The organism is Streptomyces sp. NPDC014727 (assembly GCF_043083485.1).
Taxonomy (GTDB): domain Bacteria; phylum Actinomycetota; class Actinomycetes; order Streptomycetales; family Streptomycetaceae; genus Streptomyces.
In genome coordinates this window covers 318,421-333,702 of the sequence record NZ_JBIBYR010000004.1, presented here as the reverse complement: position 1 = coordinate 333,702, position 15,282 = coordinate 318,421, and the positions used below count along the sequence as shown (strand labels likewise).

The following is a 15,282-nucleotide window of genomic DNA, read 5'->3' as shown; positions in this document are numbered from 1 at the left end:
CGATGCCCGTGTCTCCCGATCAGGTCGAGTACCTCGCCGCGACGACGGCCGACCTGTACGCCGACGTCGAGCGGCGCCTGCTCGAACTGTGCGCGCGTCAGCTCGCCATCGGGCAGGAAGCGCCCGGGTGGGCCGTCGCCAAGCTCGCCGCCGTCGCTCCCCTGCGCCGCGCGGCCGACACCCTGCTCGACACCCTCGCCCGCGGCGTCGACGAGGAGGTACGGCACGTCGTCGCCGAGGCGTACGACAGCGGCCGGCACTCCGCCCTCGCCGAACTCGGCGTACTCGGCGACGACGACCGGCGCACCGTTGCCGAGCGGACCCCGCAGGCGCAGGCCGTCGACCGCCTCGCCGCCGAGACCGTCGAGACCGTCACCGCCACCCATCGGGGCATCCTGCGCGCCGTCGAGGACGGGTACCGGCAGGTCGTCGCCGAGGTGACCGCCGCGCCCCTGCTCGGCACCGACACCCGCAGGCAGGCCACACAGCAGGCCATGACCCGGTTTGCCGACCGGGGCGTGTCGTCGTTCCGCGACCGCGCGGGCCGCCGCTGGGCCCTCACGTCGTACGCCGAAATGGCTGTACGGACGTCCGTGGGCCGTGCGGCGACCGAGGCGCACATGACCACGCTCGCCGCGGCCGGCGTCGACCTGGTCGTCGTCAGCAGCAGCCCCCGCGAATGCCCGCTGTGTCGCCCATGGGAACGACAAGTGTTGTCCATCGGGGGCCCGTCCGGCGCCCGTACGGTCGACGTCGAGCACGCCATCGAGGACGGCCGCATGATCCGCGTGGACGTCGCCGGCTCTCTCGACGAAGCCCGGGCCGCAGGGCTGCAACACCCGAATTGCCGGCACAGCGTGAGCAGTTACACCCCCGGAATCACCCGCACCGAGGACGCCGAATCGGACCCCGCCGGATACGAGGCAGGCCAGAGGCAGCGCGCCATCGAGCGGAACATACGGAAGCACAAGAACCGGGCCGCCGCCGCGACCACGCCCGAGGGCAAGCGCGCGGCCGAGGCCAAGGTGCGGCAGTGGCAAGGCGCCATGCGTTCGCACCTCGCCGCACACCCGGACCTGCGCCGCCTGCGCCACCGCGAGCAGCCCGGCGCCTCGAACCTCCCCACCACCTACACCCGGCCGGCCGACGACGTCATGCAGGCCGCCCGCGTGCGCGCCGGCGACGACGTCACCCTGCGCGAGATGAGCGACGAGCAGCTCGGCGGCGCCATCCGCCCCGGAGTCCTCGACGAGCGCAGCCTCGCCCGCATCGAGGCCGAGGCGGACCGCCGCGACGCCGCAGACCTGCGCGCCGCAGTGTTCCCCGAGGGGCGCCTGCTCGCCGATCTCTCCGGCGCCGGCGACGAGGTCCTCGCATGGGCGCAGCAGCACGCCACCGACGACGAGCTGCTGCGCATCGCCGACGAACTCGACCGCCGGTACCCGGGGCCGATCCCCGAGTACCCCCTGCCAATGGGGGACGACGTCGACGACGTCCTCGCCGCGTCGGCCGCACTCGACGACGCCCTCGCCCCGGGGGCGCCGCCGGCCGAGTGGCAGCAGTACGCGGACGTCGCCGACGACGCCCTGCCCACCGCGGCCCGGCACCTCGCCGACGAGCACCCGGCCGACGCGCCCGTGCACAAGGTCACCCGGCGCGAGGCCCGAGAGATGTACTTCGAATGGGCCATGATCCAGTACCAGGCCGCCGAGGACGCGACGAACGGATACCTACTCAACCGCCGCGGACACGAGCAGGGCGTCGACCCGGGAAGCCTGTTCACCGGGCCCGCCCGCATCGCCTACGCCTACGCGTCCGACGAACTCAAAGCGTTCTGGCGGAAGCAAGAGCGCAAGACGCAGCAGCAGTTCGTCGCCGAGGTCACCGGCCAGAACATGAGCGATGTTCGAGCGGCTCAACAAGCGTTGTGGGATGCTCGGAACAGACACGACGGATGATCGAGGGGGCGTCATGGGAAGCCGCGCAGACCTTACTCGCGCACTGCTCGCCGGCCGCACCGCGGCCCGCGCCGAGCAGCCCATGACCGCCTGCCCCCACCCGCCGCGCACGCTGCTACGGACCGCATGGCTACGCGGATACGGACAGGCCACCGCGCCCGCCGAGTAAGCCACACAGACACCCCGCACGACTCCCAAGGGCCCGCCGACCGGCGGGCCCTTTCGCATGTCCCCACACGGTCACGGAGGGCCGATCACCCATGCCCGAAAGCCAGACTCCCGCCGCCCCGGCCGCACCGTCCACCGACCCGGCCGCGACCCCGACCACCCCGCCGACGACCCCCGCGGCACCGCCCGCGACGCCGGCCGCACCAGTGACCCCCGCGGCCCCCGCGGCGCCGGCCGCCGACCCGGCCGTCGAGCAGCGCGCGACCGCCGCCGAGGCCGCCGCCGAGCAGGCCAAGACCGAGCGCGACGAGCTGCTCGCCGGCCTGCGCCGCGTCCTCGACCCGAGCGGCGCCGCCGCCGAGACCGACCCGGCGCAGCTCGCCGCGCAGGCGACCACCGAGCGCGACGCCGCCCTCGCCGAGGCCCGCACCCTGCGCGTGGAACTCGCCGCGCACCAGGCCGCGCACGGCGCCGGCGCCGATCCGGCCCGCCTGCTCGACTCTCGCACCGTCGAGAAGCAGCTCGCCGAACTCGACCCGACCGACGCGAAGTTCGGCGAGAAGCTCGCCACCGTCATCACGGCCGCCGTCGAGGCAAACCCCCACCTGCGCGCCGAAGGCACCCCGGCCGGCCCGCCCGCGGGTGGCGCCGACTTCACCCCCGGCACGACCACGGCCCCGACCGCCGCACAGTTCGCCGCCATGTCCTACGGCGACCGCGTCGCACTGCACCAGTCCGACCCCGACCTGTACCGGCAGCTTTCTGCCGCATCCGAGTAAGGAGGGCGCCACATGCCCGCTGGAAAGACCACCGTCGCACAGATGATCGTCCCCGACGTATGGGCCGACATGGTGCAGGCAAAGTTCAAGGGCGCCATGATCCTTGGCACCCTCGCCACCGACGACAACACCCTCGAAGGCAAGCCCGGCGACACCGTCAACTTCCCGAAGTGGACCGCGCTGGGCGAGGCGGAAGACCTCACCGAGGGAACGCCGATGACGCCCGAGCAGCTCGGCACCGACCCGGGCAACTCGGCGACCATCAAGGAAGCCGGCAAGGCCGTCGAGATCACCGACAAGGCCCGCCTTGTCGCGTTCGGCGACCCGTACGCGGAGACGCAGCGGCAGCTCGGCGTACTCATCGCCCGAAAGGTCGACACCGACCTGCGCCTCGCCGCCGAGGCCGCCGGCGTGATCACCGTGGACGCCTCGACCGAGCCCCTTTCGTGGGACGTCATGGTGAGCGGTATCGAGAAGTTCGGGGACGAGTGGGATCCGGAGAACATGGCCGGCATGGTCATCCACTCCGTGCAGCGCGCCGCCCTGCTCCGTGACCCGAACTTCATCAGCGCCGACAAGCTCGGCGCCGGCGCAGTCATCCCGCGCGGCGTGATCGGTCAGGCCGGAGGCGTGAACATCTACGTTTCCGACCGCCTCACCACGGCCGGCACCGGCGTCGACAAGACGTACAACGCGCTCATGATCCGGCGCGGCTCTCTGGGCCTGCTCTACAAGCGCCGGCCCGTCGTCGAGACGGACCGCGACATTCTCGCGCGCACCACGGTCGTCACGACGAACGTGCACTACGCCACGCACCGGCTCGACGACGAGGGCGTCGTCGTGCTCAAGACCAAGGGGGCCGCCGCACCGGCCGGGGGTGGCGCGTGATCCTGCGCCGGTACCACCGACCCCCGGACGTCGACGACGACCAGGCCGTCGAACACCAGGCCGTCGACGAGCAGACCGAGAGCGCCCCGCAGGCAAGCAAGCCGGCGGGGCGTTCTGCTGCCTCGAAGAAGGCCACCAAGACGGCCGACGGGGGGTGAGCCATGGGCCGCGTCTACGCGACCCCCGAGCAGCTCGCCATCTACACCGGCGACCAGGCGCCCGAGGGCGCCGAGCGGCTGCTCGCCCGCGCGTCCGAGGACGTCGACGCCGCCCTGCTCACCGCCGTCTACACCGTCGACGACGACGGAGACCCCACCGACCCGGCCGTCGCCGCCGCCCTCGCCGCAGCCGTCTGCGCACAGGTCGAGTACCAACTCGCCACGGGCGACGACGGCACCGGCGCGGCCGGCGCGTGGGACTCCGTGAGCATCGGCCCCGTGTCCCTGTCCGGACGCACCGCGGGCCCGCCCGCCGCGTCCGGCGTCGACCTCGCCCCCCGCGCACACCGAGCCCTAAGCGGCGCCGGCCTGCTCCCGGGGGTGATCTGGTGAAGGTCCCCGTATCCCTGCTGCGCCACCGCGTGACCATCGAGCCGTACCGGGGCGACTCGGCGTACGGCCCGATCTACGACCCGCCCGTCGTCGACGTGCGGGCCCTGGTCGCGCACACCGTCAAGCAGGTCCGCCGCGCGAGCGACGGCCGCGAAGTCGTCAGCACGGCGCAGGTAATCACCCTGCCCGGCCTCGACTGCCCGCCCGGATCCCGGGTGACCCTGCCCGACGGCCGCGTGACGACCGCGATTTCGACCGCCAACCACACCGCCCCGGGCCTGCCCGTGCCGGCCTGTACGGAGGTGATGACGGAGTGACCGCACGCGCCCGCCTCACATGGAACGGCGCCGCCGCCCTGCGCGGCACCCGGGCCGGCGCCGTCCGCGGCCTGCGCATCGCCGCCGAGCACGTCCTCGAACGCTCCCGGCGCCGTGTCCCGATCGAAGAGGCCACCCTCGAACGGTCCGGCGTCGCGTCGGTCGACGAGGGGGCCCTGACCGCCGGCGTTTCGTACGACACGAAGTACGCCGTACGGCAGCACGAGGAACTCAACTACCAGCACGACGCCGGCCGGACCGCCAAGTACCTCGAAAGGCCCGTGACCGAGGAGGCCGGCACCGTCGCGGACATCATCGCCGCGCAGGTACGGAGGTCCCTCCGTGGCTGACCTGCTCGACGGCATCGCCCGCTACCTCGCCGCCGCCGGCCTGCTCACCTACGACCCGACCGGCAAGAGCGGCGACACGTTCGTCGAGGCCATGCCCCCGACGCCCGACCTCGCCGTGTCCCTCGCCCTGTACGACGGGCCCGCCCCAGACGCCCGGGACGACGTCGAGCAACGGCGCCTACAGGTACGCACGCGCGGCACCGCCGACCCCCGAGTGTCCCGCACCCGGGCCGAGGCCCTGTACCGCGCCCTACACGGCCGTACGGGCGTCGAGTTGCCCGACGGTACGTGGCTCATCCTCGCCGCCGCACGCGGCACCCCTGCCCCCATGGGCACCGACAGCAACGGCCGACACGAGCACGTCGTAAACCTCGACCTCGACGTCGCCGGCCCCACCACAGACACAGGAGGTCCCGCCCATGGCCGGACGGCCGATTGACGCGCGCGGCTGGATTTTCGAGGTCCAGGACGACGACACACAGACCGAGGCATGGTTGCCCATCAGCGGCATCACGACCTTTACCCACAACCCTGGGGAAAACGAGGAGACGGCCGACACCACGGCCTTTGACTCCGACGGGCATTACGAACAGGACGTGATGCAGCGCGGCGCCTCGCTGGAGATCGAGGGGCAGTACCGCATCGACAAGACCACCAAGGCACAGGATCCCGGGCAGGCATACGTCGACAACGTGTGGGCCGAGCGTCTCGGCATCGACTCCCGCAACGCGGTCCGGTGGCGCCACAACACCCAAACCAAGTGGGTTGTGTGGGACGCGACCGTGACCCCGGGCGAGCAGGGCGGAGGCACCAACGACAAGACGTCATGGAGTGCCACCGTCACCAAGTGCGGCCCCGCCCGCACCGAGGACGTGACCCCGTGACCGACGCCGACCTCGACGTCGTCGACCAGGACGACGAGCAGCTCGACCAGGCCGCCGGACCGGCGGACTTTGACGCGTTCTTCGCCGAGGAGTCCGCCACCCGGCCGCGCGAGCAGCTCACCCTCTACGGCACCACGTACACCCTGCCCGAGTCGCTCCCCCTGCTTTTCACGCTCCAGATGGAGCGCGTACAGGACTCCAGCGACCCCGACGACGTCCGCCGGATGCTGGCCACCCTGTACGGGGGCGACGTCCTCGACACGTGGGCCGAGGCCGGCATGACCGACCGACAGCTCGGCGTCGTGCTCATGTACTCCGCCGCGAACATCCGGAAGCCGGGCAGCATCACCATGCAGCGCGCCGCCGAGCTGTACGCGGAGCAGGACGCGGGAAAAGCCGCGGCGCCGGTGAACCGGGCGGCGCGCAGGGCGAAGACGAAGAAGAAGCCGGGGCGTTCTGGCGCGCGATCCTGACGCACTGGGCCGCCGTCGAGGGCGACCTCGCCCGCGAGTACGGCACCGGCCCGCGTGACCTCGCCCGCATGTCCACTCGCCGATTCCTGGTCCTGGTGACCGGCCTACCGGGCGAGTCCAAGTTCGCCCGCGCATGGTCGCGCACCCCCCGGGCCGTATCGGACCCGGCGGAAATCGCAGCAATCACCGGCATCCCCGCCGGCTGAACCGCACGCCCGGCGACCGCGCCGGATGACCCCCGATAGGAGGTGATCCGGTGGCGCTCACCGTGGGCGAGCTGCTCGCCACCATCACCGTCGACGACGGCCCCGCACAAGCCGGCATGAACCGCGCCGAGGCCGGAATGCGCTCGACCGGCGACACGATCGTCGCCGACGCCGACCGGGCCGGACAGCAGGCCGGGGCAGCCCTCGGCGACGGCATGGCCGACGGAAGCGACGCCGCGGCGAGCAGCGGCGCCGGCGCGTTGAAGGCGTTCGGGTGGGCCGCCGTCGGTGCCGGCATCGGCGCCGTCCTGATGGCCGGCGTTGGTCAGGCCCTCGAACAGGGCAAGGTGCAAGGCAAGTTGCAGGCGCAGCTCGGTGCTACCGGGCCCGTCGCCGCGAAGTACGGCAAGGTCGCCGGCGACCTGTACGCCGGCGCGATCGTCGATTCCGTCGAGGACGGGGCCGAGGTCATCAAGGGCATTGCCCAAAACGGCCTACTCCCGCCCGAGGCGACGAGCGCGCAGATACAGACGATGTCCAAGCGCGTCGCCGATACGGCGAGCGTCATGGGTGAGGACGTCGGGAAGGTCTCCCGGGCCGTCGGCGTCATGCTGAAATCGGGCGTCGCAAAGTCGGCCGATGAGGCTATGGACGTCCTCGTACGGGGCACCCAAAAGGGTGCTAACTCAGCCGAGGACCTGCTCGACACATTCAGCGAATACCCCACCCAATTCCGGGATTTGGGGCTCGACGCGCAAACCGCGATGGGCCTTATGCAACAGGGGTTGCAGGGGGGTGCGAGGGACGCCGACACGGTCGCGGATGCTTTGAAAGAGTTCGCGATCCGCAGTAAGGACATGTCCACGGGAAGCGTTGAGGCTTTCAAGGACATTGGCCTTAACGCCGACGTCATGGCGAAGACGTTCACGAAGGGTGGACCGGAAGCCAGTAAGGCACTCGGCGACGTTCTTACCCGTATCAAGGCCATTGAGGATCCGGCCAAGCGGAACGCAACGGCCGTCGCCCTGTTCGGCACCAAGGCCGAAGATTTGCAGGGCGCACTTTTCAAGCTCGACCCGAGCACGGCGGTAAAGGCACTCGGCGACGTCAAGGGCGCCACCGATAAGGCCGGCGACGCTATGCGGGATAACGCCGCAACGAAGATCGAGCAGTTCAAGCGGGCCGCCATGCAGGGGCTTGTCGAGCTGATCGGCACGTACGTGGTTCCGGCCCTGTCCAAGGCTGCTGACTGGCTGGGCACCCTCGGCGCAGCGTTCGCCACCGCGGCCGGTTTCGTCTCGCAGCACTCGACCGCGTTCTCTGTCGCGGCCGGCCTGATCACGACTCTTATGCTCCCGGCGTTGATCCGTCTCGCCACGCAGGCCGTACTCACCACCACGGCCACCGTGACCGGGTGGGCGACGCAGGCAGCCGCGGCCGTTACCGCCGTTGCGTCGTTCGTCGCGTCCAACGCGCTCATTCTGGCCGGCTGGATCGCGCAGGGCGCCGGGGCCGCCGCCGCCGCGGTGCGCGTCGTCGCGGCATGGGTCCTCATGGGCGCACAGTCCATGATTCAGGCCGCGCGAATGGCCGCAGCGTGGGTTATCTCGATGGGTCCCGTTGGGCTCATCATCGCCGCCGTTGTCGCCCTGGTCGCGCTCATTGTGGCCAACTGGGACACCATCGTTTCCGCGACGAAAACCGCGTGGGAATGGGTTTGGAACAAGATCAAGGCCGTTGGTCAATTCCTGCTCGACCTGTTCATGAATTTCACGCTTGTTGGAATCATCATCAAGCATTGGGATTCGATCAAGTCCGGCACGGTGCGCGTATGGAACGGCATCGTGGATTGGGTCAAGGGACTCCCGCAGAAGCTCATCAATTTCTTTTTGAACTGGACCCTTCCGGGCCTGATCACCAAGCATTGGCAGAGCATCAAGGACGGGTCCATACGCAAGGCCACCGAGCTAGTCAACTGGGTAAAGGGACTGCCCGGCCGCATCGCATCGGGTATTGGCAGTCTCGGACGCCTGCTGTACGACAAGGGAACTGACGTCGTACGCGGCCTATGGAATGGCATCAAGTCCATGGGATCCTGGCTGAAAAGCCAGCTCATTTCCTTTGCCAAGAATATGATTCCGGGCGCGATCGCTAAGGCACTCGGAATTCATTCACCGTCCAAGGTGATGGCACGGGACATCGGCCGATGGATTCCCGCCGGCGTCGTCGCCGGTATCCGCTCCGGTCAGGGCGCGCTCGACCGCACCATGTCGAGCCTGGTTACGCCGCCGCCCGTGCCCGCCCTCGCAGGCGCAGGCCCGGGCATGGGTGGCGGAACCGCGTTCGCCGGTAACGCCGGCGCGGCCGTCCATATCGAGCATTGGCACGGCGGCGAGCAGACCCCCGAAGAGAACGCGCACGCCCTCGCGTGGCGCATGAAGGCGAGGGGGTGAGTCGTGGCCATTGGCGACCAGGTGAACGCGTCCGGGCACGCGCAGCTCGGCGAGCTGCTGCTCGGACGCGGCACCCCCTACCGGTGGCGCTCCCTGTCCGGGTGGGAGGACCTCCCCGCCCTCGACTCCGGGAGCGTCAACCGGGCCGACGCACACGGCGCGATCCTGGGCCGGCTGCTCGCACAGCCTCGCGTCGTCACTCTCGACGGGATCCTGATACGGGCCCGCCGGGGGGAAATCGGCGCCGTCGTGCAGCAGCTCGGCGCCGCAACCACCATCACCGAGGACGAGCAGCCGTTCGTCGTGCAGCTCGACGAGCGCGGCCCCCTGCTCGCATGGGTCCGGGTGACCGCCCGGGCCGTCCCCGTCGAGCGCGGGTACACCCTCGGCAGTATCAACGGCGCGGCCGTGCAGCTCACCGCGGACGACCCGCGCCGGTACGAGCTGCTCGAACGCACCGCGCGGGCCGGCCTGCCCACGGACGAGCCGGGCCTCGACTGGAACGCCGCCCCCTCGCAGCAGATGTTCCCCGACGACCAGGCCGCCGGCCGCGCGTCCGCCACGGATTCGTTCTGGGCCATGTCCGGAATGACGCTGGGGAGCAACGGGGGCGCGCTTACCGCCACGATCACCGCCGCGCAGGCCGGCCTCGCATGGACCGTCGGCCCGGGCGAACTTTCCGGTTTCCCCGTCGAGCCGGCGCAGTCCGTGACGTTCCTTGCCGACACGCCGCCGCGCGGGTCGGTCCTGCTCCTTCACTGGCTTGACGCCGCAGGCGCGTACCTCGCCGCAACGACCGGCACGTACGGGCGCGTCACCGGGACCGCCCCGGCCGGCGCCATACAGGTACGCCCCGTCATGCAGTGGGCGACCGTCCCCTCGCCCGCCACGGTCACCGTCGGCCCGTCGCGGCTGCTCATTCCGGGACTCGGCGCCGAGGGACTGCGCGACCCGTACGACTTCGGCCCGCCGGGCAGCACGGGCACGCTCACCGCCCGCAACGACGGGAACGCCCCCGCACACCCCGTCGTCGAGTTCCGGGGCCCCGTGTCCATGCCGAGCCTTACGAACCTCGCCACGGGCGACGTCCTCGAATACGACCTCGACCTCGCCGCCGGCGACGTACTGGTCGTGGACACCGGCGAGGGCACAGTGACGCTCAACGGCACCGCGAGCCGCCTTTACACGGCCACCGCGCAGAGCGCCCCCGAGCAGTCGTTCGCACTCTGGCCCGGTACCGCCGATCTTGCTTTCCGGGCCGCGCCCGAATCATCCGACCCCGCCGCATCCGTCGCCGTCCGGTGGCGTTCGGCTCACTGGTAAGGAGGGCGCCGCATGACCGTGCGCGCCGCGTGGCTGCTCGCCGGACCCCCGGACGGGCAGACCAGGACAGACACCCGCCTCGCCCCACTCGGCACGTTCGTGCCCGAGGGCGAACTGACCACCCGCGACGGAGTGATAGCCGGCGGCGCCCCGCTACTGGCGACCGGCGCCGGCGCCATGCAGGTACAGGTCGGCATCGGCCGCGCCCTGGTGCAGGGCACCACCGCGCAGGGCGCCTACCCCGTCGCCGTGACCGTCCCCGAGACGCTCACCGTGGGCGACGGGAACGCGCAGTACCCCCGTATCGACAGCGTGGTACTGCGAGTGCGCGACGGACTGTTCGACGCGACCGGGCAGACCTCTGTCGCCGTCGAACTGGTCGTCGGGGAGCCGCAGCCATCCCCCGTCGAACCGGGCCTGCCCCCGTCGTCCCTGCGGCTGTGGTCCATCACCGTCCCGGCCGGCGCGTCCGCCGGAACGGGCGGGATCAATTGGGCATCGGCCCTCGCCGACCGGCGCCGGTACACCGCCTCTTACGGCGGGATCATCCCGCGCGGGTGGGGAACGTCGTTCGTCGGTAGCTATGACGGGCAGTTCCGCGACGTGGGCGGAGTCCTCGAACGCTGGAACGCCACGGCGGCGACCTGGTCGACGTACCGGCCGCCGCGCGACGTCGAAACGATCAGCACCGGGGCAACCGCGGCAAGCGGGTTCGGCCTCAACTCATTCGCCGCCCGCCGCGTCGGGGGTGTCTGCTCCTTCACGGTCGAGGTGACCCGCACCGGTACAGCAATCCCGTCTCCGGCCGGCGGGAACATCGCCGACACGACCGTCGCCACCATCCCCACCGGGTGGCGCCCCGCATACGACGTCGAGGGCGCAGCGTCCGACGGATACGGCCACGGGGGCGTTCGCATCAACACGAACGGAACCGTGATCCTGCGGACGTGGGTACCGGGTGGCTCCATCCAGAGCACCCGGAACATCCGTATCAGTACGTGCTACGTCCTGTGAGGGGGTGCGTGTGATCTCCCCCGGGTACCGGCTGCTGCTGTGTGACCTGCGCTCCGACCAGGTGCTCGACGCCCTGCCGGTACAGGGGCTCAGCCTCGACGACTACATAGGCAAGGCCGGCGCCATGTCCGGCACCGTGCCGATACCCAACGCCGCCGTAGCCGCGCGGGCCCGGGCCGCCATCGTCCCGGGCCGTACCGCCGTATGGCTCGAACGGGGCCGCGACATTTGGTGGGGCGGAATCCTTTGGACGGCCGCCGTACAGTCGGACAGCCGCGGCTTTCTCGGCGTACAGGTACAGGCCGGAACCTGGGACACCTACCTGTCGCACCGGATGCTGTACGACACCCTGCAAACGACGACGCCGACCGATCAGTACGACATCGTCCGCGGCCTGCTCGACTACGTGCAGAACACCCCGGGCGGAGACATCGGCATCGAGTACCCGACCGACGTGTCGGGAGTCCTGCGCGAGCGTACGTACTCGCGGTACGACCTGCCCGTCGTCCGCGACCTGCTCGACCAACTCGGCGCCGTCGAGGGCGGGTTCGAATGGCGCATCGCATCGTTCCGGGACGCCGACGGCCGCAGGGTCAAGCGGCTGCAACTCGGTACGCCGACCATCCGTACCGGCTCCACCGACATCGTGCTCGACCACCCCGGACCGGTCACCGCCTACACATGGCCCGTCGACGCCACCAACCGCGCGAACGCGTGGCAGTCAAGGGGCGCGACCGACAACGAGAACCAGGCCGCCGACAGCGTGCCCCGTACGTCCGCGTTGCAGCTCGCCGACCAGGACGTCGCCGACGGGTGGCCGCGCCTCGACGGAAGCAGCGATTACACCACCGTCATCGAGCAGGCGACCCTCGACGGACACGCCGCCGCCGACCTCGCCGCCGCCCGCGCCGGGACCGTCGTCCCCGAGGTCACCCTCGACATGTCCCGCGCACCCGTGTCCCCCGCCCTGCTCGGCGCAACCGTGCGCCTGCGGATCCGGGACCTATGGCACCCCGAGACCCTCGACGCCCGGTACCGCGTCGTCGGACTCGGCATCACCCCGCCCGAGCGAGGCCGCCCCGAGTCGGCCCGCCTGTACCTGGAGGTCCCGTAAGTGGCAGCAGTTCCGCAGGACATCCTCGACCGGATCCGTTCCCTTGAACGGCAGGTGCGCGAACTGACCGGCCGTTCGCAGATGCGGCCGGCCCTCGACAAGATCCTGCACGGAGACATCACCATCGGCGAGGGCGGGCAGCTCATCGCCCAAACTCCCGGCGGAACGCGCACGTTCGTCGTCGGTCAGACCCCGCAAGGCGACTGGGGCGTCGGCATCGGCCGCGAGGACGGAACGGCCGCCCTCACCGTGGGTGACGACGTCAACGAAGACATACAGATGATCCGCGTATGGTCCCGCGACCGCGACGCGCCCGACCGAATCCTGATGATGGATGACTCCTACAGCGACCGTTTCCTCGGCCGCCCGTGGATCCCGTTCCCCATGTACCCGACCGCCAATTTCGCCATGCAGTCGACGACGTCATGGCAGTTCGCATGGATCGGCCGTATGCCCGCGCAGAACGCCGTCGCCGTCCTCGACTTCTCCAGCATCGCCAGCGCCGGCGGACAGGTGCGGATCAACTATGTCCCTCCCAGCGGCACCGCGCAGACCCTCGCAACGTGGACCCTGCCCGCCAACACATGGGTGAACAAGTCATTCACGCAGCCGCTCCACGGAGCCGAATGGGGCGACCACGTCCTGTTTCAGATCGAGCACCGCAACAGCGCATCTACCGGCGCCATTGAGACGCGCATGTTCAACGCGTACACCCGCAACACCTTTACGACGGGCGAGGCCCCCACCATGCCCACCCGTAAGGCCACCGTCGCCGCCGCACCGGCCGCGTTCGAGGACGACCTCGCCACCACCACCGAAAGCCCCGTCGAGCCCGGCCTGCGCCGCGTCGACGAGTAAGGAGACCCGCGCGTGCTGCCCGAGAACATCCCCACCGTCACCGTCACCGGGCGATACCTTGCGCCGAACGGCCGACCCCTCACGGGAAGCGTGACGTTCCGCGCCCCGGCCGTCCTCACCTTCCCCGACTCCGACGTGATCCTCGGCGGCCCCGTTGTCGCCACGCTCAACGCATCCGGACAGCTCGAAGTCGACGGGGGCCCCGTCGTCCTGCCCGCCACCGACGCCCCCGACATGGACCCGACCGGCTGGTCGTACACGGTTACCGAGCAGCTCGCCGGCGTCCCCTCGAACCGGTCGTACAACATCCTGCTACCGGCGGAGTTCCCCACCGTCGACCTCGCCGACATCGCGCCGACCGACCCGAGCAAGCCCAATTACATCCCCGTCGAGGGCCCCAAGGGCGACACAGGAGCGACCGGCGCCCCGGGCAGCCGGATTTACAGCGGCGCCGACGCCCCCGCCGCCGCCCTCGGCGTCGACGGAGACCTGTACGTGCGATACGAGACGTCGGTATTCCTCAGCGTCACGAGCACGACCGTGTCGACGTGGCAGAAGACCGCCGGCGCGTGGGCGCAGTTCGGCGGAGACGTCCGGGGCGCAGCCTGGTACGTGAACACGACGAGCACCCCGTCGTCGAGCACCAAGCCGGGCGACCTGCTGCTGCGCACCGACACGGGCGACATCTGGCAGCGAGGCGCGACCGGATGGGGAAACGTCGTCGGGAACATCAAGGGCCCGAAGGGCGACCAGGGCGTCGCCGGCGTCAAGGGCGACCAGGGCCCGGCCGGCGCGAAGGGCGACCAGGGTATCGCCGGCGCCAAGGGCGACCAGGGCCCGGCCGGCGTCAAGGGCGACCAGGGAGCGACCGGCGCCCCCGGGGCCCCGGGCGTCGTGCAGTCCGTCAACGGGCAGAGCGTCGCCGCCGTCGTCCTCGCCGCCGCAGACGTCGGAGCCATCCCCACGACCGCCGCCGGGGCCGCCGGGGGCGTCGCGCAGCTCGACGGAACCGGGAAGGTCCCGGCCGCACAGCTCCCAGCATCATCCGGCGGAGGCGCCGTTACGTCCGTCAACACGAAGACGGGCGACGTGGTCCTCGCCGCCGCAGACGTCGGGGCATCGGCGACCGGGCACACCCACACCGCCGCCGAGGTAGGCGCCGCGGCCTCGACCCACACGCACACCGCCGCGCAGGTGGGAGCCATCGCCACCACGGCCAAGGCCGCCGCGAACGGCGTTGCGAGTCTGGACGCGTCCACCCGGATCCCGGCCGCGCAGCTCCCGACCACCACGCCGCGCAACGTCTGGACCCCGCAGGCCCTCGGATTTGCCGCATGGTCGGTCGACCCCGCGCACGTCTCGAACCCGACCGGCGGGGCGAAAGCCGCGGTAATCCAGCGGCTCTACATGTCCGGCGTCAACATCACGGAGAGCACACAGGTAAACCGCGTCGTGATCTTCGCCCGCGGGTGGGCCGGCTCCACCGTCGTCCCAGCCGCACGGTTCTACGTCGGGATCTACAACGAAGCGGGATCCCGCGTTGCGACGTCCGGCCTGGTGTCGAGCGTCCCGGAAGCCGGGCAGCTTACCGGGACCGCGCCGGGAGCCCTCAACAACCACATCGGCGCCGTCCCAATCGCGTTGACCGCCACGGCGACGCTCGCCCCGGGCCGCTACTGGGCCGCGTTCCTCATGTCCGCCGGCGCCGCCACGGATTTCTACTACATGCACGTACAGAACGAGAGCCCCAGCGCCCCCGCCAACTTCTACATGGGGACGACGTTCCAGCGCGCATGGTGCCTGAACAGCCAAACGTCACTGCCCGCGACCGTGAATCAGGCCGTGGGCGAGGTCGGCCTAGACCCGGCCATCATGGCTCTCGCCATGGTCTGACCCTTCCAACTTCCCCCCGTACGCCCCGGCCGCCGCCGAGGGCGTTTTTTCAT

At 70.8% G+C, this 15,282-nt stretch carries 18 protein-coding genes; all 18 read left to right on the top strand.

The features are described 5' to 3' along the window. Nucleotides 1–2 precede the first annotated feature (2 nt). Complete coding sequence (locus ACF1B9_RS09935) at nt 3–1,958, top strand: phage minor capsid protein (RefSeq protein WP_391741172.1); 1,956 nt, start codon at nt 3–5, stop codon at nt 1,956–1,958. A 13-nt stretch (nt 1,959–1,971) separates the two neighbouring features. After that, nucleotides 1,972–2,127, top strand: a complete 156-nt coding sequence (locus tag ACF1B9_RS09930) for an Rmf/CrpP fold protein (protein ID WP_391741173.1) — start codon at nt 1,972–1,974, stop codon at nt 2,125–2,127. 91 nt (nt 2,128–2,218) lie between these two features. Beyond that, a complete protein-coding gene (locus tag ACF1B9_RS09925) occupies nt 2,219–2,905 on the top strand; it encodes a hypothetical protein (protein ID WP_391741174.1) in 687 nt (228 codons plus the stop codon). A gap of 12 nt (nt 2,906–2,917) precedes the next feature. Continuing rightward, nucleotides 2,918–3,793, top strand: a complete 876-nt coding sequence (locus tag ACF1B9_RS09920; RefSeq protein WP_391741175.1) for a N4-gp56 family major capsid protein — start codon at nt 2,918–2,920, stop codon at nt 3,791–3,793. Next, the gene (locus ACF1B9_RS09915; RefSeq protein WP_391741176.1) at nt 3,790–3,951 is read left to right on the top strand and encodes a hypothetical protein; all 162 of its coding nucleotides are present in this window, start codon (nt 3,790–3,792) and stop codon (nt 3,949–3,951) included. The genes ACF1B9_RS09920 and ACF1B9_RS09915 overlap by 4 nt, the downstream gene beginning before the upstream one ends. Before the next feature lie 3 nt (nt 3,952–3,954). Continuing rightward, nucleotides 3,955–4,344: a hypothetical protein gene (locus ACF1B9_RS09910; RefSeq protein WP_391741177.1), complete on the top strand. Its 390-nt coding sequence runs from the start codon at nt 3,955–3,957 to the stop codon at nt 4,342–4,344. Continuing rightward, nucleotides 4,341–4,661 (top strand): hypothetical protein, encoded by a 321-nt coding sequence (locus tag ACF1B9_RS09905; RefSeq protein ID WP_391741179.1) that lies wholly within the window; start codon nt 4,341–4,343, stop codon nt 4,659–4,661. Before ACF1B9_RS09910 ends, ACF1B9_RS09905 begins: the two co-directional genes overlap by 4 nt. Then, on the top strand, nt 4,658–5,011 hold the full coding sequence (locus tag ACF1B9_RS09900; protein WP_391741181.1) for a hypothetical protein: 354 nt from the start codon (nt 4,658–4,660) through the stop codon (nt 5,009–5,011). Before ACF1B9_RS09905 ends, ACF1B9_RS09900 begins: the two co-directional genes overlap by 4 nt. Continuing rightward, nucleotides 5,004–5,450: a minor capsid protein gene (locus ACF1B9_RS09895; RefSeq protein ID WP_391741182.1), complete on the top strand. Its 447-nt coding sequence runs from the start codon at nt 5,004–5,006 to the stop codon at nt 5,448–5,450. The genes ACF1B9_RS09900 and ACF1B9_RS09895 overlap by 8 nt, the downstream gene beginning before the upstream one ends. Continuing rightward, a complete protein-coding gene (locus tag ACF1B9_RS09890; protein ID WP_391741183.1) occupies nt 5,431–5,895 on the top strand; it encodes a phage tail tube protein in 465 nt (154 codons plus the stop codon). The genes ACF1B9_RS09895 and ACF1B9_RS09890 overlap by 20 nt, the downstream gene beginning before the upstream one ends. Further along, nucleotides 5,892–6,368, top strand: coding sequence for a hypothetical protein (locus ACF1B9_RS09885; RefSeq protein ID WP_391741184.1), 477 nt, complete (start codon nt 5,892–5,894; stop codon nt 6,366–6,368). The genes ACF1B9_RS09890 and ACF1B9_RS09885 overlap by 4 nt, the downstream gene beginning before the upstream one ends. A 68-nt stretch (nt 6,369–6,436) precedes the next feature. Beyond that, nucleotides 6,437–6,574 (top strand): hypothetical protein, encoded by a 138-nt coding sequence (locus ACF1B9_RS09880; protein ID WP_351196550.1) that lies wholly within the window; start codon nt 6,437–6,439, stop codon nt 6,572–6,574. Between the two features lie 50 nt (nt 6,575–6,624). Then, nucleotides 6,625–9,027: a phage tail tape measure protein gene (locus ACF1B9_RS09875; protein ID WP_391741185.1), complete on the top strand. Its 2,403-nt coding sequence runs from the start codon at nt 6,625–6,627 to the stop codon at nt 9,025–9,027. Between the two features lie 3 nt (nt 9,028–9,030). Further along, entirely contained in the window at nt 9,031–10,350 is a 1,320-nt protein-coding gene (locus ACF1B9_RS09870) for a phage distal tail protein (RefSeq protein WP_391741186.1), read from the top strand. A 12-nt stretch (nt 10,351–10,362) separates the two neighbouring features. Beyond that, on the top strand, nt 10,363–11,364 hold the full coding sequence (locus ACF1B9_RS09865) for a hypothetical protein (RefSeq protein ID WP_391741188.1): 1,002 nt from the start codon (nt 10,363–10,365) through the stop codon (nt 11,362–11,364). 13 nt (nt 11,365–11,377) lie between these two features. After that, nucleotides 11,378–12,478 carry a hypothetical protein gene (locus ACF1B9_RS09860; protein ID WP_391741508.1) on the top strand — a complete coding sequence of 367 codons (1,101 nt, stop codon included), beginning with the start codon at nt 11,378–11,380 and terminating at the stop codon, nt 12,476–12,478. A 54-nt stretch (nt 12,479–12,532) separates the two neighbouring features. After that, the gene (locus tag ACF1B9_RS09855; protein ID WP_391741189.1) at nt 12,533–13,336 is read left to right on the top strand and encodes a hypothetical protein; all 804 of its coding nucleotides are present in this window, start codon (nt 12,533–12,535) and stop codon (nt 13,334–13,336) included. A 12-nt stretch (nt 13,337–13,348) separates the two neighbouring features. After that, nucleotides 13,349–15,229, top strand: coding sequence for a collagen-like protein (locus tag ACF1B9_RS09850; protein WP_391741190.1), 1,881 nt, complete (start codon nt 13,349–13,351; stop codon nt 15,227–15,229). The last annotated feature ends 53 nt before the right edge of the window (nt 15,230–15,282 follow it).